The sequence below is a fragment of the Peptacetobacter hiranonis genome, from assembly GCF_008151785.1.
In the GTDB taxonomy this organism is placed as follows: Bacteria; Bacillota; Clostridia; order Peptostreptococcales; family Peptostreptococcaceae; genus Peptacetobacter; species Peptacetobacter hiranonis.
Genome location: NZ_CP036523.1, coordinates 530274 through 553208, shown reverse-complemented (window position 1 = coordinate 553208; position 22935 = coordinate 530274). Strand labels below are relative to the sequence as shown.

Below are 22935 nucleotides of genomic sequence, written 5' to 3'. Positions count from 1 at the left end.
ACAGACTAAACAACTACTGTATAAGGTAGCTCCTTTTTCTCATCTATTTTGTCCATATTGAATAATCTCTTTATCTTATTACCCATTAATTTTGCCCTTGAAACAAGCGAAATATGCTCTAAATTGCTGCTAACAAGAGGTACAGACTGTATAACATCTCCGTACTGGTCTATGTAATCTAGGTACGCCACAGTAGTTTCTTCATTTGGTGTAGCGTCTATCTTCACATATCTAACCTTTTCAGTTATATCCTCGTTGTTTTTAACAACACCATAGCAATCTCTCTTAGGCTGTAAATCTATATTATCTAAATCTGATATATTGTCTATATTACCTGTTGCAACAGTTTCACCTTTTTTACACATAAGTTTAGTTTCAAAATTTTCCCCTAAATTATAAAGTGCATTTGCAGACCGAACCCTGTCCTCTTTACACCAGTTGCCCATAACAACACCTATCATTCTGTTATCCATGTCGCTTTTTCCATCTGAATTCATCTTATCTGTAAATACTAGGCAGTATCCTGCTAAATCTGTATATCCTGTTTTTAATCCGTCTACATTTGAATGCATGTGAAGAAGTGGATTTGTATTGTAGTAGTTGCAATCTCTTGAAGGAGCGTGGTCAAGCTTGCAATCTGTAATAGCAATAGTTTCTTCTTCATAATCGTCAAGTAAATTCTTTGTCATAGTAGCTATATCTCTAGCTGTTGAGTGGTTCTGTTTTGGATCGCCGTCTTTTTTAGTCCAGTCGTATATAGGTAGGCCGTTTGGATTTATAAAATAAGTATTTTTCATACCTAATTCTTTAGCTTTTGCGTTCATTCTATCAACAAATGCATCTACATCGCCTTTGCATACATGAGATGCAATCGCAACCGCACCGTCGTTTGCAGATACAATCATAAGTCCTTTTAAAAGCTCGTTGAATTTAACTTTTTCACCTTCTTTAAGGTGCATAGTAGATCCGCTAACTTTTAGCATCTTCTTGTCTATTGTCACTAGGTCATCTTTTTTAACTTCTCCGTTCTTTATCGCATCTTGAGCAACATAGAAAGTCATAACCTTACTAATACTAGCAAGTGGAACCTGTTTATCTGGTTCTTTTGAAGTTATAACCCTTCCCGTCTTTTGGTCTACTAGTATTGAATTTTTAGAGTATATCTCTACAACCGGCTTCTTCTTTGCTTCGGCTGCATAACCAGTGGCTGGTATAACAAATAGTACAGCCAACATAATTGCAGTTAGTTTTTTTAGTATTTTTCCCATATTCTCTCCTTTGCTAATTGTAATTTTAATTATCTCACCTAAAACACATATCTTTTTTTATTTTACTACAAAATTTGTATACTGTATAGAAATAGAGACCAATCTTTAGATTTAAAAAATCTATTTTGGAATCAAAAATATAAATCTGTACAAAAATTAACATTTATACAAAAAATTAAAGGATTTGCCTATATTTTAGAGAATTTTAATATTAAATAAGTTCAATTTTTTACTTGGATTTTAAAAAGGAGTGATTTTTATGAATAGTATATTCCACAGAACTAGTGTAAGAAAGTACACTAATCAGCCTGTAGAACAGGAAAAAATAGAAAAAATATTAAGAGCTGGTATGGCAGCACCATCTGCAATGAACCAACAACCATGGGAATTCTACGTTGTAGAAAATAAAGAAGTGTTAGAAAAACTATCAAAATGTAGCCAATATGCGGGAAGTGTTGAAAAATCAGCAGTTACATTTGTCGTATGCTATAGAAACGACTCTCTTCGCGCTGATTACAGAGAAATAGACTGTTCTGCATGCACAGAAAATATGCTTCTTGAAATAGATCATCTAGGACTTGGAGCAGTTTGGATTGGTATCGCTCCAATAAAAGAAAGAATGGACGATGTCGCTAAACTATTAGATATGCCAGAAAACCTAAGCGCATTTGCACTAATAGCTTGCGGATATCCAGAAAACATAAAAGAACAACAGGATAGATTTGAAGAAAATAGAATACATTACATAAAATAAATCAAAATTTATACGTTAATTTCTCTCAGGGATTGAAGTCATAGACAAACTCCTCTCCAGCTTCGACGTGTGTACAAGTAAATAGTTCTGTTGCAAAAATTCCTCACGTCTCCAGATTGTCGAGAAAGTTTTGTCTATGCACTTCAATCCACTAAGTTAGATATTATCCCTATAAAATTCGATTTGAACAAACTGGAGAAGATTTTGTCTATATACTCTTTGCTGCTCTTAAAATAGATATTTGGTAAATTTTGATTTAATTCCAGCAGAAATGCCAGATTTTTTTTCCATATATTTTTTTAGCTAGTTTGTCTATGTTAAAGTTTTCCATGTATTTGTCCACACTGTCTGGGCAAAATGCGTAAAATTCTTCTGTAAATCTGATTTTATTCTCGTCATCAACAGGATTTTTTACTATATATTCAAGAGTATTGTTGCTTATTGCAAAAGGAATTGCTCCGTATTTTTCAAACCAATACTTAGAAATAGACATAATATCCTCATTTCCTGGGCAATCATTCCAACCGCCAAATGGAATATATGCAAATATTTCCCAAGGATTTTCCACAGGAATTTCTGCAATTAAGATTTCTCCCTGCTTTTCCATTTCCTCTTCAAAATCTAAATCATCCATATCCGCAGTCGGATCATCTTCAACCTCAAGCTCGTCCTTTTCAAGCTCATATCCACCAAAATACTCTCTATTATTCTCAATCATCTCGTCTAATAGCTCTTTTCCAGCAGAAAAGTTCTTAGAAATCATATTTTTTCTATATCTTTCTATCACTTCACTGGTTTCAAAGTCTATCATCCCATTCTTGAAAAACTCGTCTCTTTTTTTATTCTCTCTAATCCCTAAGTCCATTATACTTTCAGAGTCGTCGTCGCTGTCTATAACTGCATTCATAATAACAGCATCTAGTAAATTATCACTTATATCCACAATAATAGGGATAAAACTACCATCTTTTGACCTTTGAAGCGACTCAAGATATCCACATATGATATCGTTATCCTCAGAGTTTAGTGGATAATATTTGCAGTCGCAGTTTAAAAAGCTCTTCATTATCTTTGCTTGCTTAGACATTTCTTGCACGATTGGAGTTTCTTTTTTTGCGTTACCTATCTCATTCGGTATATTTTCTATGCAGTTTTTTTCATTTTCAATTCTCTCAATTATTTTATCAATCAACATAAAAGCCCCCTAAAAAGGTTTATTTTATAGTTTACTCTTCAACCAATTATATAATAAATTGTTTTTATTCTTAATTAAAAGTATATACTTCATAGATTATTTTTTCAAGAAAGTCGTATTTTCAGCAGAATAATCGCCAATCTATCTTAATTTTGTAGATTTCAAATACATCGGAATTGCTGCAATCTGAGCCACAACAGACACAACGACCATAACAGGCACACTCACATCGTAAAGCACTCCAAGAAGCCAGCTTCCCAAGAACCAAAATATCCCAAAAGAACACTCAAAAATCCCATATCCAGTAGCTCTACTGCTCTTTGGCACCATTGTAGTCACTGCAGCTTTTAAAATAGACTCCTGTGCACCCATTCCAATTCCCCAAAGAACTACTCCAAATATAACCATTGGTACAGATTTTCCTAAAAATACAAACGCAGAAAACGGAGCTGATATAATTGTAGATAATACCAACACTTTTACGCCCTTTTTATCATACATATATCCGAAAATAAGTGCAGCAACTGCATCGACAAGCATCGCACCTGCGTAAAGAAGTGGAATTGTTCCGCTATTTATAATTGAAGAAGTCTCAGCAAGACCCCCAGCAATAGATGTAAAATTCCTTGAAATATGCATAATCACAAGTGAATAATCAATAAACCCAAAAGCGAATAAACTTATCCCCATTATGTAATACTTAAATGATTTCTTCATCTCAAATGGCACAAACTCTTTAGCTTCTGGTTCAAAATTCTCTGGATTAGGGAATTTTTTTCTAGTGATTAAAAGCATGATAATTGTAATCGCACCAGGTATCGCAAGTACCGCAAAACAAGTCGAATATATCTCAAATGTTGTCCCTGTAGTTTTAAAAAGCATCACCAAATAAAGAAGAACTGGCCCTAAAAAAGCTCCGATTTGATCTAGCATCTCCTGAATTCCAAAGCTCTTTCCAACACCTTCTTGTGATGCTGCAAACGACATAATTGTATCCTTTGCTGGTTTTTTAATTGCCTTACCCATTCTCTGTATGATGAGTAAAATCGCAGCGGCAATCCATCCATTTTCGCCGACCAAAGCAAGTGCAGGCACAGCTAATACGTCTATAACATATCCAAAAATAGTCATAAACCAGTAGTTTTTTCTCTTATCTGCAATCCTACCAAAGACATATCTCATCGAATATCCTATAAGCTCTCCAAGTCCAGACACAAACCCAATCGCACCCGCCGAAGCTCCAAGTATCGTGAAGTATGCACCTCTTATACTCGATGCACCCTCGTGCGTCATATCAGAAAACAAGCTCACTATCCCAAAGAAAATTATGAACAGCATAGCCTGAGAAATTCTCTTTTTATTTTTATTATTCTCCATATCATTCACCTCAAAAATTATTTATAATTTCAAATAAATTAATACTCAAATAGATTATAACTCTTTACAATGTCTATTTTGTTAAATATGCTCAAAATTTTAGCAACTATAATATATATGTATCAATTTAATTTTATTTTTCTTGCATTTTATAAATCAATAAAAAAAATAGGCTAAAGTTGTATATTTCAACAACTCTAGCCTATAAAATATTATCTATTTGAAAACTTTCTTCTATAGTATATTTCTATACTACTTTTATATCGCTCTATTTTTCTTCTTCATCTTTTGGTGGGAAAAATCTCTTTTTAAAGTAGAAATCAGCTCCGTAAATAGCAGCAACTGGGTTATGTCCTGTCACTCTGTCTTTTGTCACACCAGTTGTAACCAATGCATCAGAGTATTTGTAGAATAAGCTATCGTGACCTACACATAGCCCCATCACTATGTTTAGCTCAGTTCCAGCTTCGTTTAAAAGCTTAGCCTGAAGAATTGGGTTGCACATATTTTCACCGATTTCGTTGCATCTCTCTGGGATACCAACGTCAACCTTCTTCTGAGTACCAACCTTACAAGCCACACCGTAAACTTCAAATCCGTTGTATCTTAGGATTGAAGCAAGTTTTCTACTCTCACTGATTAAACCAACACAAGTAGCTATTCCAAGCTTTTTCATTCCCATTTTTCTAGCATAAGCCATTATTTCCTCAACTCTAGTATACCGACAATAATGGTCGTGTTCAACCTCACCAGCAGCTATCATTGAGCGACGGTTTTCGTCCTCTTTGTAAAGTTCCATTGCTTCATTTAACACATCTTCATCCATATTTGTTGTTAAGCAAAAGTCTGGATATTCTTTATCCTCTTTGTTGCAATTAGTGACAAAACAGTCTATACAAGTTAATTCTTTCTTTTCCATATAAAATCCCCCCTAAAAAATTTTGACTTACTTTGTAATATTATCCCTATTTATAAGTATTATCCGTTTGTTTTATTTTTCCTCTTTTTTAGCTTATAATAGCGTAATTTTTCTCAAAAATCTTATTTACTAAGATAAAATCTGCATTTATACTATATTTTGTGAGATTATTTTTAGAAAGGAATTAGATTATGGCAAAACCTTTAAATAGAAAAGCTTCCGAGGTGCTACTTGGCTCTGTCATCATCGCAAGGGCAACGTCGTTTCTGTTTTTAAAGCTTCTTTTGGAAAATATGGGACAGTTCACTCTTTTAGGAATTAGGTCGATGATTGCATTTGCAGTGCTTGTAGTAATCGGATTTAAAACACTTAAAAAGACAGATAAAAATGATTTATTCTATGGATTTTTGGTTGGAGCATCGTTTTTCGTCGTTATGTTCTTAGAATTAACAGGACTTAAATACACTACCTCAGTTTCGATAGCATTTGAGGAAAATACAGCAATTATAATAGTTCCGATTATTTTAGCAATTATGACTAGAAAATTTCCAGATAAGAAAACAATTTTGATGTTCTTTATGTGCGGAATAGGTATAGTTTTACTCAACTTCAAACCTGAGGGATTTGAGTTCAACTTTGGTGATTTGCTAGGAATGATGACAGCTCTGACTTATGCAGGTACAATTATCTTGACTTCTAAAGTTGCTGACAAGGCGGATCCGATAAGAGTTGGTATTTATCAGGTAGGTACGATGGGAATTCTTTCGCTGATTGCAGCATTTATATTTGAAACTCCTGCACTTCCTGCGACTGGAATTGAGTGGACTTATATGTTGTATCTGGCAATTATATGCAGTGTGTTTGGCTTTACACTTCAACCTTATGCTCAAAGTTGGACTACTGCAGAGAGAGCAAGTGTGCTTTGTGCATTAAATCCTATTACTGTCGCTGTTTTAGGAGCGTTGTTCTTGGGTGAAACCCTTACTGTTAAGGGGATTATTGGAGCAGTTTTGATTATTGCTAGTATCATTGTTTAGGATATGAACCAATTGGTTTAGTTACCAGTTGGTTCTTTTTTTGTGCAATAAAAAAGGAGATAGCAAAAACTATCTCCAAAATTTCTATTCAACTATTTCATATTCTCCCTCTAATGCATATGGCTCTAATAATGGTAGACTTGTATCTGAAGGCCAGAACATACTTGTAATCTTAACCTTAACTTCTTTACCATTGTAGTTTGCTGCATCAGCAAAGTTGGCAAGTTTTATCATTTTAGCCTTGTCTGTGTGTGAACCAGTTCCGTCTCCACTCTCTGCAGTGACATCTGTTTCGCCACCAAGTACTAATATTGCGAATTTTTCACTAGTATCTGCATATCCAGCGTTAGGATCATCTATACCCTGTAGCTCTAGCACCTCATTGTATGATAAGTATTTTAGTGTACCCTGGAACACAGTCTTATTATCTACAACTGCTCCTGTTTCTTTTGGTTGTTCAGTTTCTTCTTTAGGCTGAGACTCTGCACTTTCTTCTGGTTCTTTATTCAAGTCAAGTTTGCCTGCTTTAAATTGTTCTAAAGCTGATAAATCATCGATTGCGTACCAAGTGATAATTTTGCCTTCTCCTTCAGTTTCTCTTTCTACTGCATCTCCTAACATATATTCTTGCAATGTTGTATTTTTAAGCTCAACTGTTCCATCTTCTTTTATATCTAAATTTATTCTTACAATCTCAAACTGACCGTTCATTCCACTTCCTTGCTCTAATATTAATCCATCTTTTTTATTTGATGCAACTACATCGGCTCTAAATCCACCAGCACCAGCTACACCAATTTCTATATTTTTAGTTGGTGATAGTAGTTTGTTGTTTTCTTTGTCGTAGTAGAATACTTTAATATATTTAACACCAAATGACTCATCTGTCTTTCCAATAAGTAGCTCTGGTATATCATCATCATTCATATTTACAAAAGCATATTCGTACATATATGTCGCATTTTCGCTTCCGTAGCTATCAATTCCAAAATCAATCTCCTCGTGACCCTTAATCTGCTCTTCATACAATGCAGCCACTTTTTCAAAAGGACTTTCATCCTTTTTCGTTGGTTCTTCGGCAGCCTTTTGACCACAGCCAACAAGCGCCAATGATGTCACAATTACCAATGCCAATAATGTTTTTAATTTTTTCATAAATATCCCTCTTTTCTAGTGAAATTTTAATTTAAAGCATTTAGTTTTTATTGGTTACTTTACCTACTCTTTTCACACTCCTCATATCTATGAATTATCATAAAAATCAGATAATTTATTATAACATTGATAGATTTATTTTTCAACGATACCCAAGCAACAAAAAACACTGAACATAGTTCATTTCATACACAAATACTAGCAGATTTTATCAGCTTTATATTTTTAAAATTATATTCCTTTATAATATTAAGTTTAATATAATCCATTTAAACTATTTTTTTCATTTTTTATTTTTCTAACAATGTAGTATTTTCAATATCTTGAACATTTTGTTGACGTCAACAAAATGTTCAAAAAAACGCAAAAATTTACTTGTATTAAACTTTACTTATTTTTTATTTGATATACATCTAACATCCATACATTTTAAAAATTTCTTTTCTTTAAATTTAGTATTTTCAAGACTTTGAACATTTTGCCGACGTCGGCAAAATGTTCAAAAAAACAATAAATTTCACTTACATTAGACTTTATTTTATTTAGATAATTTTATTTTTTATTATTAATCTAAAATCTATTATTATTCAAATCAACTGTAATATGAATATATTCAATTTTTTCTGCTTATCCTTTACTATGTTCTTATTTTATACAAGTATTTACATTCAATAAAAATATCCTCTTTAATCTTCAACAACAATACAGTTAACTTTCTTAGAAACCGTAGTGCAAGCATCTAAAGCAATAATTCCATCCGCATAATACGTATCAAAGTTAGGCTTATTGTCAAACTCACCGCCATCTCCCTCATACTTACTATGACCAAAAGAACAGTGCCAATGCCCACAAACAACAGTCTTTCCATCGACCTTCGCACCATAATGTGCAGCCTCCATACCGTTGATCCATCTCGCCTTTTCCCAAGACTTGATACTAGCCTCTCTCCAATTTTCATCTATTTCATAACCTATTAGTTCCGTTTTATCATACATCTGAGTACAAGGAACCCAACCATGAACAAAAACATATCTCTCAGTCTCAAAATAGTCTACCATTCTCGGTATAATTGTTCTAATAGACTCATTTCTGATAAGCTTTCTAGCGACATCGTCAGGATTATAATAAATCTCGTCCATAGTAGAATTTGTAAGCTGACAAACTGTGTCCAATGTCCCATTTGACGAATGATGCATCTGAAAATAACTCCTATTGCTCCAACCATGTAGAAGCTCCATGAGTAAATCCTCGTGATTTCCTCTAATAAGAATAACATCATCCTTAGAAATCAAATCAAGAACAAACTCCTCTAGCTCCAAAGCCTCAGTTCCTCTATCAAACAAATCACCACAAACAACCAACTTATGTGGCTCCTTATCCTCAAAAAAGCCCTTATCCTCAAGAGCTGCTTTCATCTCACTAAAAAATCCATGCACATCTGAAACAACATAATATCTCATCACTAATCAAAACTCTCCTTTAACTCCCTTAATAATTCTGGTATATCTTCTTTTACAGTATCATACACTACCCCTAAATCAACACTTCCATAGTCATGAACTATCTTATTCCTCATACCTTTTATAGCTCTCCAAGGTATAAATGCATAATTTTGTTTAAATTCATCGGATAACTTATTGGCATTTTCTGATATCTGTATTAGCCTAAACATTACCGAATCTACAAGAATTTCATTTTCTTCAAGTTCATATTTATTTATATTTTCTGTATGCTTAACTACAAATTCTAAATCAGTTATAACTTTTTTTAAATAATATTCATTTCCCTTTTTATTATCCATAAATCTTTATCCCATCCTTTAATATTTCATTTATTAAATCTAGATTATTATTCAACTGCTCAAAATTAAGTAAATCAACCTTTTTATTTAACTCTTCTCTTAATTTTTCTATCAAATCATAGAATTTTAAACCTGAAATATCAGTCTTTACCATAAGATCTACATCACTATTATCATTTGCTGTTCCTTTAGCATAAGAGCCAAAAAGATAACAATACTCTATCTCCAAACCTTCAAATACTCTCGTACAAATTTCTCTAATTTGCTCTATACTCAAAACACCATGGCTCTCATCTATAACCCCATATTCTTCTAACTTTTGTAACATAAATGCATATTTAATAGAGCCAGATTTTGACTCATCATTTTCATAATTCTGATATGTTCGAAGTGGAATTCCAAGATATTCAGCACATTTAGCTTGAGTTAATTTTTTCTCTTTACGAAGATTTTTAAGTTTCAAATTTATCACCCCACAGTGATTTTACAACAAAAAAATAATATACGCAATAAAAATACGTAACTTTTGCGTGTTGTTATATGATATAATACGCAATTATTGCATGTTTTTATTTTTAATTTTACGCAATTATTGCATGTTTATTTATATAAAAATACGCATCTACTTCTCATAAAGCTCAAATCTATACTTCTGCCCAGTAACATTATCCTCTCTCTCAGGATCTACCTCCTCTAAAAACATATCCACTGGTCTAACAAAAGTACCATACCCTCCATACATCGCCTGGTACACAACCATCATCTCACCAGTTTCCGTATGCTGAGCAACATCCTTCACATAATAAAAATTCCCCTTAAAATGTCTATACAACCTATTAACCACAACTTCTCTCATAACCAAACTCCTTCCAAAAATATATACTAATTATATAATACCCTATTTCTCAAAAAACATACATCAAACCCCACCATCTATTACTACCTATTTCAAAAAAACATACACCAAACCCACTCCCCCATCTTCCAAAGAAATAATTCTTACAAACGAAATGCCTCATATTTTCTCTAGCATCTCCTTTTTTAGCTTTATATACAAGAAGCGAGTTAATGCAAAATTTTTCAAATGAGAGATAGCCTTTTGCTTTGGGTCATAGGATGCCTTCACTCGACAATCTGCAGACGTGTATTTTATTTTAAACAAACCTTTTTAATTACACACACGTCGAAGCCTGGAGAAGAAGGCACCTATGTCCTAAAGCTTAAAAAGGCCTCTCATTAAAAATTTTGCATTACTCACACTTTTAAATAAACATAAAAAAAGAGATGCCTAGAAAACTGAGGCATCTCTTTTATAAAATTATTCTGCTTTTTCCATTTCATCAAGTTTACCACTGCATAACCATAGTATTACACCTAAAGCTATTATTACAGCAGCTAATCCACCGTAACCAACAGTGAAGTTTAAAGTTTTTAACCAAGCGTATAGACTTGGGTATATATACTGAGCTATGAAAACAGCTATTGGCCAGAATCCAAGTAATAATCCTAGAACCTTAGCTGGAGCTAACTTAGATATAAATGAGTTTCCTAATGGTGAGAATATCATTTCACCTAAAGACATAAGCATACTTACAAGTGCTAACCATAAGAATGAGCACTGTCCGTTTGCCATAGCTATCTTATCAGCTACAACCATTACTATGTAAGAAACACCAACTAGTATTATACCTAGTGCAGTTTTCTTGAACATACTTATATCTCCCTGAGGTCTCTTAGCCATTTTAGCCCATACAGCAGCTAGAACTGGTCCAAGTGCTATACAAACTAATGCGTTCATTGAGTCGAACCAAGAAGTTGGTATCTGGAAACTTCCTATATACCAGTTTGCTAAGTTCATGTAAGATGAACCATCTCCCCATCCAAATCTGTAGTATGCTGGCATGTAAGCCATATACCATACCATCCAGAATATAGCTGAGAATAATGTAACTAATACTATAGCTCCTATACGTTTTGCATCTCCTGAAGTTAATTTATCTCCAGCTGCATCATCTTTTTTAGCTACAGTTTCGAATTCACGCTGGTCAGCTTTGAAAGGTTCTTTACCTGCATCACCTAAAGCTTTACCATTTAATATAAACCAAGCTGCATCTATAAACATGAATATTGCACATATTAAGAATACAGTGTTGAAGCTTGTTTTTATACCAAATAATCCAGTTGTTGCTAACATTGCTATGAAAGTTGTTCCTATGAAAGAACCAACGTTTACGAATGAGTACTGAATTGAGAACGCTTCATCAAGCTCATCTGAGTTATGGAATAATAATCCATTTATACCAGATAAGTTACCTTTGAATAATCCTGTTCCTATTGAAACTAATACTATCATTGCCCAAACTAATCCCATAGAATCTGCTTTCCAAGTACATAAATATCCAAGTCCCATAAGTATCATACCTACTGGAACACATATTCTTGGACTGATCCAATGGTCAGCTATGTATCCACCAAATATTGGTGTTATATAAGTCCATGCTACGAATGCTGCTGACATTGCAACACCTTTTTCATCTGGTAATCCTAATCCACCAGATGCTACTTCTGTTACTATCCATATAGCTAATAAGTATTTTGCTGTGTAGAATGCTATACGTTCAAATGTAAATCCTAACGCACATACATAGAAGCCAAATGGTTTTTTCTTTTTAGTTTTAGTTGCTTCCATTTTTTACCCCCTACTTAAATTTTTTTTAAAGTTTAGTGATTTAGTAATTAAACTCTTGGTTTATTTTTTCACAAAACTTTCGACATTTGTATTATAACATACTAATTAGTAAGGGGCAAATAAAAAATTATGTTATTTTTCTTAACTTTATATAAAATTCACATTAAGTTTTTTAAATATTTAAACTTTAACTTGTTATTTTATATTTTTTCATATTGTCTAAAAATTTTATATTTTTTAACAATCTTTATTATCTATTAGTTCCCCAGAATACAAGTACCATTACTCCTGGGCCTGTATGAGCACCTATTATAGGACCTATTTCTGATATACAAACTTCTGCATCTGGCAATTTTTTTTCAACACATTCTTTTAACTCTTCTGCAGATTTTAAATCATCTCCATGAGCTATCACTACAGACTTGCTAATTTCAGGGTTCCAAGTTCTTGCAATACATTCTACCTGTGCTGCCATAGCTTTGTGCTTTCCTCTAATTTTTTTAACAACCCGAAGCTTACCTTCTTCATCAACACGTAAAAGAGGTTTTATATTTAAGGTATTTCCAAGAGTAGCGGCAACTGCTGACACCCTACCACCATGTTTTAAATGATCGAAGTTGTCTACAGTAAACCAATGGCATAAATTCATCTTATTGCCTTCTATCCAATCAACTAGCTCATCCATAGATAGACCTTCTCTTTTCTTTTTATCTACTTCCTCTACAAGAAGCCCTTCTCCAACTGCTGCACAAAGACTGTCTATGCAAATTATCCTCTGATCTGGATAACTTTCCTGAAGTTCATTCTTGCAAAGGCAAGCAGTTTGATATGTTCCAGACATCCCAGAAGAGAAGCTGATGTATAAAACATCCTTCCCTTCTTTAAGTGCCTCTTCAAAATATTTTTCGTATTCTAGTACATTTATCTGTGAAGTAGATGCGTAATGTCCCTCTTTTTGCAAACCGTAAAACTCTTTGCAGGAAATATTTCCCTGAGGTCCATACACATACTCCTTATCTCCAATTTCAACATTCATAGGTATTACTTTTACTGACTCTAAATCTTCCTGTAAATCAGAAGTCGCATCAGTAAATATTTGATATTCTCTCATATTTATTCACCCTTTTTGCAATTATCACAGCCACAGCATCCATGCCAAAGTTTGTCTGCTGTAGGTTTCCAGTTTGCTGCATATTCCACAGTCTTGTCACATAGGTGATCTACACTTTCAAAGCTCTGATAATCAGTATTTTCTGCTTTTGTTTCTTTAACCATTTGTCTTAAATATTCAGGGTTTTCTAGCATTGGGCATGGACGAAGCATATTGTCGTTAAATGGCTGATTATTGTGATATGCCATAAATAAAGGACTCTTATATGCGTCTAGTAAGCTAGTATCGTGAATATTGCAGTTTGAATAGTGTATAAATACACATGGTTCAACATCGCCCTTAGCATTTATGTGTAGGTAATTTCTTCCGCCTGCTATACATCCATGAACATACTGAGCATCATTTTGGAAGTCCATTGAGAATATTGGTTTACATTTTCTAAATTCTCTTATACGGTTAAACATTAACTCTCTCTGCTTAGGACTAGGTAATAGCTCAACTGCAGCATCGTTTCCAACTGGCATATAGTGGAAGAACCATACAAATAATGCACCGCTATCTATCATTAAATCAAAATATTTTTCACTACTTACATCTTCAACATTCTTGCTTGTATAGCAAGTTGAAATACCAAATGGTAATTTATGTTCTTTTAATAGTTTCATTGCATTCTGCACTTTTTTGTAGACACCTTCACCTCTACGTCCGTCATTTGCTTCTTCAAAGCCTTCAAGAGATATAGCAGGTACAAAGTTTTTAACACGAAGCATTTCATTACAGAAATCCTCATCTATTAAGCTACCGTTTGTAAATGCTAGGAATGCACAATCTGGATGCATTTCACAAATTTTCATTAAATCATCTTTTCTAACTAAAGGTTCTCCACCAGTGTATATGTACATATATGTTCCCATTTCTTTACCCTGGCGAATTATTGAGTCTATTGTTTCTAAACTTAGATTTAATTTATTTCCGTATTCAGCTGCCCAACAACCAGTACAGTGCATATTACAAGCAGAAGTAGGGTCTAATAATATCGCCCAAGGAACATTGCATCCTTCTCTTTCTGATACCTCGTGCTGTATTGCACTTCCTTTTAAACTAGCATTGAATAAGAAGTTTTCAAAGAAAGCTCTTCTAACACCTGGATCTAAGTCATATACCTTTAAGATTAAATCGTACCAATGATTTTTTTCCTCTATTACAGTTCTAATAGCATCACGCTGACTTTTATACCAATATTCAGGAGTCAGTTTATCTACCAATTTCATAAGCTTTGGTATGTTTTCTTCTGGATTTCCTTCTATGTATTTTAGTGCTTTGTCAACTGCAAAATTTTGCATACTAGATTTTATAGATTTACTCATTTGGACTCATCCTTTCTATTTTTGTATTTTTTCCATCTTTCCGATTACACTTTTAGATTTTAATTATTATTTTTAAATGGTTTAAACAAATTATAAAAAGAATCGAATTTTATTTCATTGGACAAATTTAGTCTTTTGTCATAATTTGCGACAAAGACTTAACTTTGTCCAAATTTTAGACAGATGTCTATTTATGTCCATTGTATGAAATGTGTGAAATTATTTATTATTAAAATAAATAATAAGTATATTAATTTTTAGCAAAAATATTCTTGTCAAACATACTCTAAAAAGAATTTAGTATATTTTTCTAAATAATACTTAATCCATTGAAAGGAGGGCAAATCTATATGAAAAATGACGTATTCTACACCTTGATAGAGACCGTCGTCGCAAATAAGTTAAAAGATATGGAAAAATATCCCGAACGAGCCGCCAGAAATTTAATTGATTTGGGGCTGTTATTCTCCAAAGGGAAATTTCAAAACTCTTTTTTCTCATCTGCACAGACCATGCTTCAAAATGAAGAAAGTCCATATTATAAATTGATATCAAACGTCGTAAATGGCGTAGAAAATCAACGACTACTTACCTTTGGCATGAATCTTGGCTATAATTCTTTTAAGTGTGGGTCTAAGATAATAAGAAGAAACGAACGAAAACTAAACTGCATTATTCCCTGGGAAATTACCCTGCATATAGATAGTTTTTCTTTTAAAAATAATAACCAACATTACGACAAACTTATCACTGACGGAGAAAAACTTGGAATATACAGTTGGATAATTTTTTTGAATAACCCCTCAACTAATTTTCTGGATTTAATAAAAAGACATCCTGACAGCGTCTTTTTCATATTCCTAGAAAACTTAGATATAAAAAATTGCGATATGATAACTGATATTGATAAAAACTTTTGGGATTGCGTTGAAGAGCTAGAAAACATTATGCTCATAGTCGAACTAGATAAGAAAAACCGCCATGTTTACAATGAACTAAGTAGCAGAAAACTTTTGTATAGTGTTTATTATAGATATTCCCAGAAGAATATCGATCTAATACTTGACGGAAGTATTCTTCGTTTTGCTGAGCAATTCAATCCATTTTTTACAGTTTTTGTCTCAGAGCCACATTGTAATGACAACCTTCGCAAAATGGTCTACCAAATTTCTGAGCAGACTAGAACTAGCCCAAGCTATAGTACTATAGCTTGGGAATTATTCTACAGCAATGCATACATAGACAATATTATCTCGGGTAAAAGTCGATATATCTCCTTTGATCATAGTGGAAACCTATGCACTGTTGATGGAAAAAAGGTTGCTAATGAAAATATCAGTGACTCTTCTAAAACTGAAAATGTAGATACAGCAGGATTTGATAATTTAGAATTCGATAATTCAAAAGAGAATAATATCTTCTACTCTGACCTCATTTCGATTTTGAAGTCAAATTCTAAACTTTAACCTCCCAATTTAGGCAATCATTCTTGTTTTTAAGTACTCCATTTTTTGCTTGAATTTTGCCTTTTGGAATTTGTATTATTTTAGATATACTATGTTGATAATTAGTTTTAAATCCAAACTTTTTATAATTAAGCTTATTTTTATACTTATTATCCCTTAATTATCCTTATTTTTAAGGTGGTTAGTTTTAAAATAGAAAATGGACTGTTGCATATCCTACATCAGTCCATTTTCCGTTTACTAGCTTATTATATAAATTTTTTAACATCGATAATAATTTTTATTCTACATTTAATTCCTGCTGCATTATTATAATTGCGGTTCTTATAAGTCCCATTATTTTTTCTAAAAATTCATCAGCTTTCATACACTCATTGCTCAAAAGCCATCTTTCTATCGCACACAAAATAGCATCTGTAAGGAAATCTACCGTAAATTCATCTACCTTTGCCTCATCTATTGACACAAATTCTTGCATTAAAAATAATATTCTATTTTTCACTAATGGTTGGATATATTCGCAAAAATGGTCCGAAAAAGAATTTTGCCCTTTTATCAACAATGCCTTCTGATAAAATTCTCTATTGTCGTAAAAATAATTGCATATATTTGCTATTAATCCTATTCTCTCCTCATAAGTCTCCTTAGAACTCCGCTCAGATGCAACTTTTATAAATTCTGTATCAAAAATCCAATTCACTAAGTCGTATTTATCCTTAAAGTGATAATAGAAACTTTTTCTATTCATATCACAGCCATCGCAAATTTGAGCCACCGTTATTTTGTCAAATTGCGTGGAATTCATTATTTCTTTTAGTGATTCTGCCAAAGCTTTTTTTGTAATATTTGAGTCAGCCACAAAAACAACCTCCTTACATTATCAAAGTAATTTGTCATATTGAACTCTACCCATAATACTACTATATCACATTATTCAAGATAAAAATTATTTCACTCTATTATATTTTCTTCTTTTATCCACATTTTCACAGAATAATTCACTTATTTTACTATTGTATGTGTGTTTTTCTTCATATTTATTGCAACTAATTTTTCTTGGTGTTAAAATTGATGCAAATATAATTGCAATTTATTATGATAAATATACTTTTTCATCAAATTATATTTTTATAATAAACATATTATCTATTTCAAAGGAGATGCATTTATGATGATGTATAAAACACACAAATTTGACCATAAAGTCGATGAAGATGTTATTTTCGCTTCTAGAGACTCAGAATTTATTTTACCAAAATATAAAATTCCAAAGGAACAATCTGACTCTAAAGCTATTTTAGAAATTGTAAAAGACGAGCTGTTTTTAGACGGAAATGCCCGCCAAAATCTAGCTACCTTCACTCAGACTTATGAAGATGAGTACATCAAAGAAATAATGGAAATTGGAATGAATAAAAATATGATAGATAAGGATGAATATCCTCAAACTGCTGAGATTGAAAACCGTATAGTTTCTATGCTTGCAGATTTATGGAATTCTCCAAATGAGCTGACTTCAATAGGTACATCTACTGTTGGTTCTTCAGAAGCTTGTATGCTTGGAGGGCTTGCGATGTATCATCGCTGGAGAATGAAACGTATTGCAGAAGATAAAGATATAAGTAAACCAAACCTAGTTACAGGACCTGTTCAGGTTGTTTGGGAAAAATTTGCAAGATATTGGGGTATAGAGCTTAGAGAAATTCCTATGGAAGAAGGCAGATACTATATGGATCCCGACTCTATGCTTGAATATATAGATGAAAATACAATCGGTGTCGTTACAACTCTTGGACTTACATTTACTGGAGAGTACGAACCTATAGAAAAACTTTCTCACGCACTTGATAAGCTTGAAGAAAAGACTGGTTTAGATATAGATATGCACATAGATGCAGCATCTGGTGGATTTTTAGCACCATTCTGTGCACCTAAGATAAAATGGGACTTTAGACTTCCTAGAGTAAAATCAATAAGTGCATCAGGCCACAAGTTCGGACTTGCTCCTCTAGGATGTGGGTTTGTTGTTTGGCGTGATGTAAATGATCTACCTGATGATTTAATTTTCCACGTAAATTATTTAGGTGGAGATATGTCTGTGTTCCAACTTAACTTCTCAAGACCAGCTGGACCAATTATAGCTCAGTATTACCAGTTACTTAGACTTGGATTTGATGGATATAAAAAAGTACACATGAACTGCTACAAAACTGCCCAGTATTTAGCTAAAGAGATTGAAAAACTAGGTATTTTTGAGATAATTTTTGACGGAAATCCAAACAAAGGTATCCCTGCAGTTACATGGAGATTAAAAGAAGATGCAGAAGTTTCGTTTAATTTATATGATTTTGCGGATAAGTTGAGAAGTAGAGGCTGGTTGGTTCCTGCGTATTCTCTTCCAAAATACGCTGATAATGTAGTTGTTCAGAGAATTTTGGTTAGACAGGGATTTGGACTAGATATGGCTTCACTTCTTATGCAGGATATTAAGAGAACGTTGAAGTATTTTGAAACTCATAGAGTTGTTTCTCATTTGAATGAGGAAGATGTTGCGAGTTTAAACCATACAGGAAGATAGAGGTTTATATATTATAAATGATATAAAAATAAATTATATAAAAGCATAAATAAATTAAAAAATTGAATATAAATCTTAGAAGCTGTTACAGTATTTGTAGCAGCTTTTTTTATACTATTTTTTAGTACAATGTAGTTTTTTTAATTTTTAGTATAGCATAGCCATTTTTTACATATTGTATATTTCTTTATATTTTCTCTGATTTATGCTAAAATAGCTATTTGAGGAAAATATACTTTTAGTAAAAATTTTTAGGAGAGAAAGCTATGGACAATTCAAAAACAAAGACACGTTTAACTTATATTGATATTGCTCGTGGAATTGCAATTCTTTTGGTCGTTATAGGTCATATGAATCAGTTCTACAGGAATAACTTGAATATTTCAAATCCACAAATGCTATCATTTATCTATACTTTACACATACCTCTTTTCTTTATAATTTCAGGTATGTTATTTTCAGAGAAATCATTTAAAGATGTATCATTTACAAAATTTTTAATCAAAAAGATAAAAACATTAATTGTTCCATATCTATTTTTAGATATAACTGGAGGACTTTTTAATGTTTTTGTTTATTCAGATGTTACTTTAGTAAATATAAAAAATGTTGTTGTAAATACACTGACTCTTCACTGTAACATTGGTGCAAACTGGTTTATATCTGCACTATTTATAGGCGAAATAATTTTATATTTCTTTATGAAGTTTTATATGCCTATTTATAAATACATCGCTTGGATACCATTCCTACTTATAAATGTGTTTTATCCATTTTCTCATTGGATAAATATCGCTGTTAGAGGGGTTATCGCCTTTACATTCATCCTTTTAGGTTATTATCTAAAAGAATTTTTCAAAAGCGATTTAAACAAGCGTTGGTATATGATATTAATTTCTTTGGTTATCACTTATATGGTATCTAAATTCAATGGACAGATAGATATCTGGGGAAGTACTATCGGAAATCCATTCCTATGTGTTTTAGGTGGATTAGCGGGTTCTTATGCAGTAATTGGTATTTCAAAGCTTATATCATCAAAACTTCTTGTTTTTATCGGTCAAAATACAATGACTGTTATGGGTACGCATATGCTTATTATATTCTTTATTTGGCCTTTGTTATCAAAGAGTGTTTTTGCTGCGTTCCCAAGTTTGACAACTAGTGCAGTTGGTGCAATATTATTCTTCGCCATTGTTATAGCTGTTGATCTTCCAATAATGTATTTATACGATAGATTTATTCCATTTTTAATCGGTAAACCATCAAAGCCGGTTGTTAAGGAAAAAGAAGCAGTGAAATCTGTTCAAGATATTGCATAAGTTTAGAATAAGATAAAAATTAAGGGACTATTGCACGTTTTTACAATAGTCCCTTTTATAATTACTTTTTATTTTTTATTCAATTTTACTAACGATACAAAATAATCATTTAGAAGATTCCACGTCTTTTCATCTTCTTCAATAAACTTTGCTTTTTCTTTTATGTTACTTAATTCTACTTCAATATAGTCATTTAAAACCTGAACTCTTGGAGATAGCCCCATTTCTGGTAATTCTTGTTTCATTTTTAATAGTTTATCCACTTCTGATCTTATTGAATTCTCCAACTCAGCTTCCATTAATTCAGAAAATAACATCGGTGGTGGACATTCTTTATCTAAAATCCATTTCGCTGCTAGTATTGGTCTAAGTACATAAAAATACTTTTTAACTCTCACTTGCTCTACTTCCAGACTCAACTGCCATAATAATTTTTACATTTTCTTTTTCTTCAATTTCTTTTAGCTTGTTTTCTATAATTGTTTTCAATATAATCACCTCATTAATTTATACTACATTAGCTTTTTAATACAAAATATATTTTTTAGTTATAATTTTTTCAAATACTTTACTGGCACACTTTCAACTAACCATACATTATTCTCTGATTTTAAAAATTCTATTCCATTTTCTACCATCTTTTTGCAATCTATCTCATATATTATAGGTTTTCCATGTCTTTTTCCCACTTTTTCAGCTGTTTCTATGTCATTTGATAGATGAACATATAATCTATTTTTCCTAATAAGTCCCTGTTTTTCAATAGATTCTACATATTTTTCACCAGTTCCATGATACAAAATATCTGGTGGATTTAATTTTTTTAGCTCTACATCAACAGAAATTGAATGTCCTTGATTTGCACGTATCATCGTTTTATCTTCATTAAATGAGTATCTATTTTTATCGTCCTCATCCACAATTTTTTCTAGAATTTGCATATCTATAGGATATTTTTTATTTACTCCAACGATTAATTCTTCAACATTTGCCCATCCATGTTCATCTAATGTTATTCCTATTGTTTCTGGTTTATGACGTAATATTAGACTTATAAATCTGCTTGTTTTTATCAAATTTCCCATAGCTATACCTCCTTTTGTTTAAAACTTTTTTCTTATAGCTTATCATTTTTGCATAATAAGTTCTATACTTTTCATTGTATAAATTATCATTTATTTGTCCTTTCTATATATAGGAGGTGTTTGATTTTGAAAAAAGAAGTTAGTATAGATTATTTATGCAATGAAAGAGAAAACCAATATTTTGATAGAAAAAGTGCAAGAATCAAACCAAATGAAGTAGCAAGGCACTTAGTTGCTTTTTCAAATGCAAATGGAGGAATATTGGCAGTTGGAATAGAAGATGATGGAACAATAACAGGATTTAATTATGATAAAGCAAATTCTATAAATGACTTTTTGTATGTTCCTTTTTCATGCTGCCAAGGAAATTTGAATGTAGAAACAGAAATTAAAGAAGTAAACGGCATACAAATTCTTCTATTCTTTATTGATTCAGTTGAAAATAATGTAATTAAAACAAGTGATAATAGAGTTTATCTTCGCATAGGGGATAAGTCAAAACTATTAACACACAATGAAATAACCCAACTTGAATATGATAAAGGTGATAGAAGTTTTGAGGATTTAATCATAAAAGATTCTAGCTTTGATGATATCGATACAGAGCTTTTATTAAAATACAAACATATTCTAAATACTAATCTATCATTAGAAGAAATTTTAGAAAGTAGATCTTTAATGAAAGAAGGTCATCTTACTGTTGCTGGAGTTTTATTATTCTCAAAATATCCAACAAAGTTCTTACCACAAGCTAGATTAAGACTTCTAAAATACGATGGTACAAAAATGGAAACAGGTAGAAGATTAAATCTTATCAAAGAAATAAACTACGAATATGCTATTCCTAGAATTATTGGAAATGTCAAACAAGCTATAAATTTTCAACTTAGAGAATTTCAATATCTTGGCAAAGATGGTATTTTCAAAATAATACCTGAATATCCTGAATTTGCTTGGTTTGAAGGTATTGTAAATAGCTTAACTCATAGGAACTACTCTATTATTGGAGATTATATTAGAGTTTCATTGTATGATGATAGATTGGAAATTTTTAGTCCTGGAAAACTTCCAAATATCGTTACTTTGAATAATATGAAAAATACTCGCTATTCTCGAAACCCAAGAATTGCAAGAGTATTAAGTGAGTTCGGGTGGGTTAAAGAGCTTAATGAAGGTGTGAAAAGAATCTATGATGAGATGGATGGTTTTTACCTAAATAAACCTACTTATTCTGAACCTAATAGAAATTCAGTCTTACTTGTACTTGAAAATAGTATTACTTCAAGAACCCTAAGAGTTGAAGATAGGATACAAAAGAATTTCGATGAGTCAGTTTTTAATTCTTTAAACGAATATGAAATTAAAATTATTCAATTTCTAATGACAAATGAAAAAATAACTTCAAAGATAGCATCATCTCTAACAGGAAAAAGTAGCAAAACATGTATCACTATTTTAAAATTGCTAGTTGATAAAGATATACTAAAGTGGCATGGTAATAGCAATAGGGATCCTACTCAATATTACTCACTTAACTCAAAATATAAGTAATTATATTTTTTTATAATATACTTCTAAGTAGGCATCTATTTTCTAAGTATTTCTATGTAACTTCTAAGTAGGTATATGCTTTCTAAGTATTTCCATGTAACTTCTAAGTAGGTATATGCTTTCTAAGTATTTCTATGTAACTTCTAAGTAGGTATATGCTTTCTAAGTATTTCTATGTAACTTCCAAGTGTATATACTTTCTAAGTATTTCTATGTAACTTCCAAATAAAAAGGGATTGTCACAGTTAAACTCCGTAACA

At 32.0% G+C, this 22935-nt stretch carries 22 protein-coding genes; 6 read left to right on the top strand and 16 right to left on the bottom strand.

Going from position 1 to position 22935, the window contains the following annotated elements; genetic code table 11:
• Positions 1–5: 5 nt before the first annotated feature.
• The gene (locus KGNDJEFE_RS02830; RefSeq protein WP_006439699.1) at positions 6–1268 is read right to left on the bottom strand and encodes a D-alanyl-D-alanine carboxypeptidase family protein; all 1263 of its coding nucleotides are present in this window, start codon (positions 1266–1268) and stop codon (positions 6–8) included.
• Positions 1269–1527: 259 nt separating this feature from the next.
• On the opposite strand from KGNDJEFE_RS02830, the gene KGNDJEFE_RS02825 reads away from it, so the two are divergent.
• Positions 1528–2022, top strand: a complete 495-nt coding sequence (locus tag KGNDJEFE_RS02825; protein ID WP_006439698.1) for a nitroreductase family protein — start codon at positions 1528–1530, stop codon at positions 2020–2022.
• Positions 2023–2278: 256 nt separating this feature from the next.
• On the opposite strand, the gene KGNDJEFE_RS02820 is transcribed toward KGNDJEFE_RS02825, so the two are convergent.
• The 3 genes from KGNDJEFE_RS02820 to KGNDJEFE_RS02810 all read right to left on the bottom strand — a co-directional run bounded on the left by KGNDJEFE_RS02820 (position 2279) and on the right by KGNDJEFE_RS02810 (position 5513).
• Complete coding sequence (locus tag KGNDJEFE_RS02820; protein WP_006439697.1) at positions 2279–3217, bottom strand: DUF4253 domain-containing protein; 939 nt, start codon at positions 3215–3217, stop codon at positions 2279–2281.
• Positions 3218–3358: 141 nt separating this feature from the next.
• Positions 3359–4594, bottom strand: coding sequence for an MFS transporter (locus KGNDJEFE_RS02815; protein ID WP_006439696.1), 1236 nt, complete (start codon positions 4592–4594; stop codon positions 3359–3361).
• A gap of 268 nt (positions 4595–4862) precedes the next feature.
• Entirely contained in the window at positions 4863–5513 is a 651-nt protein-coding gene (locus KGNDJEFE_RS02810) for a DUF1847 domain-containing protein (RefSeq protein WP_006439695.1), read from the bottom strand.
• A gap of 191 nt (positions 5514–5704) precedes the next feature.
• Here KGNDJEFE_RS02810 and KGNDJEFE_RS02805 point away from each other — a divergent pair, with 191 nt between their 5' ends.
• On the top strand, positions 5705–6550 hold the full coding sequence (locus tag KGNDJEFE_RS02805; protein WP_006439694.1) for a DMT family transporter: 846 nt from the start codon (positions 5705–5707) through the stop codon (positions 6548–6550).
• Between the two features lie 84 nt (positions 6551–6634).
• Here the strand turns inward: KGNDJEFE_RS02805 and KGNDJEFE_RS02800 are convergent, their stop codons facing one another.
• The 8 genes from KGNDJEFE_RS02800 to KGNDJEFE_RS02765 all read right to left on the bottom strand — a co-directional run bounded on the left by KGNDJEFE_RS02800 (position 6635) and on the right by KGNDJEFE_RS02765 (position 14673).
• On the bottom strand, positions 6635–7705 hold the full coding sequence (locus tag KGNDJEFE_RS02800) for an LptM family lipoprotein (RefSeq protein WP_006439693.1): 1071 nt from the start codon (positions 7703–7705) through the stop codon (positions 6635–6637).
• Between the two features lie 686 nt (positions 7706–8391).
• Complete coding sequence (locus tag KGNDJEFE_RS02795; RefSeq protein WP_006439692.1) at positions 8392–9165, bottom strand: metallophosphoesterase; 774 nt, start codon at positions 9163–9165, stop codon at positions 8392–8394.
• Between the two features lie 2 nt (positions 9166–9167).
• Positions 9168–9506: a HepT-like ribonuclease domain-containing protein gene (locus tag KGNDJEFE_RS02790; protein ID WP_006439691.1), complete on the bottom strand. Its 339-nt coding sequence runs from the start codon at positions 9504–9506 to the stop codon at positions 9168–9170.
• Positions 9499–9978: a nucleotidyltransferase domain-containing protein gene (locus KGNDJEFE_RS02785; protein ID WP_006439690.1), complete on the bottom strand. Its 480-nt coding sequence runs from the start codon at positions 9976–9978 to the stop codon at positions 9499–9501. The genes KGNDJEFE_RS02790 and KGNDJEFE_RS02785 overlap by 8 nt, the downstream gene beginning before the upstream one ends.
• A 150-nt stretch (positions 9979–10128) precedes the next feature.
• On the bottom strand, positions 10129–10362 hold the full coding sequence (locus tag KGNDJEFE_RS02780) for a DUF1653 domain-containing protein (protein WP_006439689.1): 234 nt from the start codon (positions 10360–10362) through the stop codon (positions 10129–10131).
• 462 nt (positions 10363–10824) lie between these two features.
• Positions 10825–12195 (bottom strand): peptide MFS transporter, encoded by a 1371-nt coding sequence (locus KGNDJEFE_RS02775; protein ID WP_006439688.1) that lies wholly within the window; start codon positions 12193–12195, stop codon positions 10825–10827.
• A gap of 250 nt (positions 12196–12445) precedes the next feature.
• Complete coding sequence (locus tag KGNDJEFE_RS02770) at positions 12446–13306, bottom strand: DegV family protein (protein WP_006439687.1); 861 nt, start codon at positions 13304–13306, stop codon at positions 12446–12448.
• Positions 13307–13308: 2 nt separating this feature from the next.
• Positions 13309–14673 carry a radical SAM/SPASM domain-containing protein gene (locus KGNDJEFE_RS02765; protein WP_006439686.1) on the bottom strand — a complete coding sequence of 455 codons (1365 nt, stop codon included), beginning with the start codon at positions 14671–14673 and terminating at the stop codon, positions 13309–13311.
• A 350-nt stretch (positions 14674–15023) separates the two neighbouring features.
• On the opposite strand from KGNDJEFE_RS02765, the gene KGNDJEFE_RS02760 reads away from it, so the two are divergent.
• Positions 15024–16139 (top strand): hypothetical protein, encoded by a 1116-nt coding sequence (locus KGNDJEFE_RS02760; protein WP_006439685.1) that lies wholly within the window; start codon positions 15024–15026, stop codon positions 16137–16139.
• A 280-nt stretch (positions 16140–16419) separates the two neighbouring features.
• Here the strand turns inward: KGNDJEFE_RS02760 and dhaS are convergent, their stop codons facing one another.
• Complete coding sequence (dhaS, locus tag KGNDJEFE_RS02755) at positions 16420–16998, bottom strand: dihydroxyacetone kinase transcriptional activator DhaS (protein WP_006439684.1); 579 nt, start codon at positions 16996–16998, stop codon at positions 16420–16422.
• A gap of 309 nt (positions 16999–17307) precedes the next feature.
• On the opposite strand from dhaS, the gene KGNDJEFE_RS02750 reads away from it, so the two are divergent.
• A complete protein-coding gene (locus KGNDJEFE_RS02750; RefSeq protein ID WP_006439683.1) occupies positions 17308–18717 on the top strand; it encodes a glutamate decarboxylase in 1410 nt (469 codons plus the stop codon).
• 266 nt (positions 18718–18983) lie between these two features.
• A complete protein-coding gene (locus tag KGNDJEFE_RS02745) occupies positions 18984–20039 on the top strand; it encodes an acyltransferase family protein (protein WP_006439682.1) in 1056 nt (351 codons plus the stop codon).
• A 68-nt stretch (positions 20040–20107) separates the two neighbouring features.
• On the opposite strand, the gene KGNDJEFE_RS02740 is transcribed toward KGNDJEFE_RS02745, so the two are convergent.
• Genes KGNDJEFE_RS02740 through KGNDJEFE_RS02730 form a run of 3 tightly spaced genes read right to left on the bottom strand, consistent with a single transcriptional unit; the run spans position 20108 to position 21124 of the window.
• Positions 20108–20437, bottom strand: a complete 330-nt coding sequence (locus tag KGNDJEFE_RS02740; protein ID WP_006439681.1) for a DNA polymerase beta superfamily protein — start codon at positions 20435–20437, stop codon at positions 20108–20110.
• Entirely contained in the window at positions 20427–20528 is a 102-nt protein-coding gene (locus tag KGNDJEFE_RS02735) for a DNA polymerase beta superfamily protein (protein ID WP_169302896.1), read from the bottom strand. The genes KGNDJEFE_RS02740 and KGNDJEFE_RS02735 overlap by 11 nt, the downstream gene beginning before the upstream one ends.
• 59 nt (positions 20529–20587) lie before the next feature.
• Positions 20588–21124 carry an RNA 2'-phosphotransferase gene (locus KGNDJEFE_RS02730; RefSeq protein WP_006439680.1) on the bottom strand — a complete coding sequence of 179 codons (537 nt, stop codon included), beginning with the start codon at positions 21122–21124 and terminating at the stop codon, positions 20588–20590.
• A 126-nt stretch (positions 21125–21250) separates the two neighbouring features.
• Between KGNDJEFE_RS02730 and KGNDJEFE_RS02725 the strand changes: the two genes are divergently transcribed.
• On the top strand, positions 21251–22675 hold the full coding sequence (locus tag KGNDJEFE_RS02725; RefSeq protein WP_006439679.1) for an ATP-binding protein: 1425 nt from the start codon (positions 21251–21253) through the stop codon (positions 22673–22675).
• Positions 22676–22935: the final 260 nt, after the last annotated feature.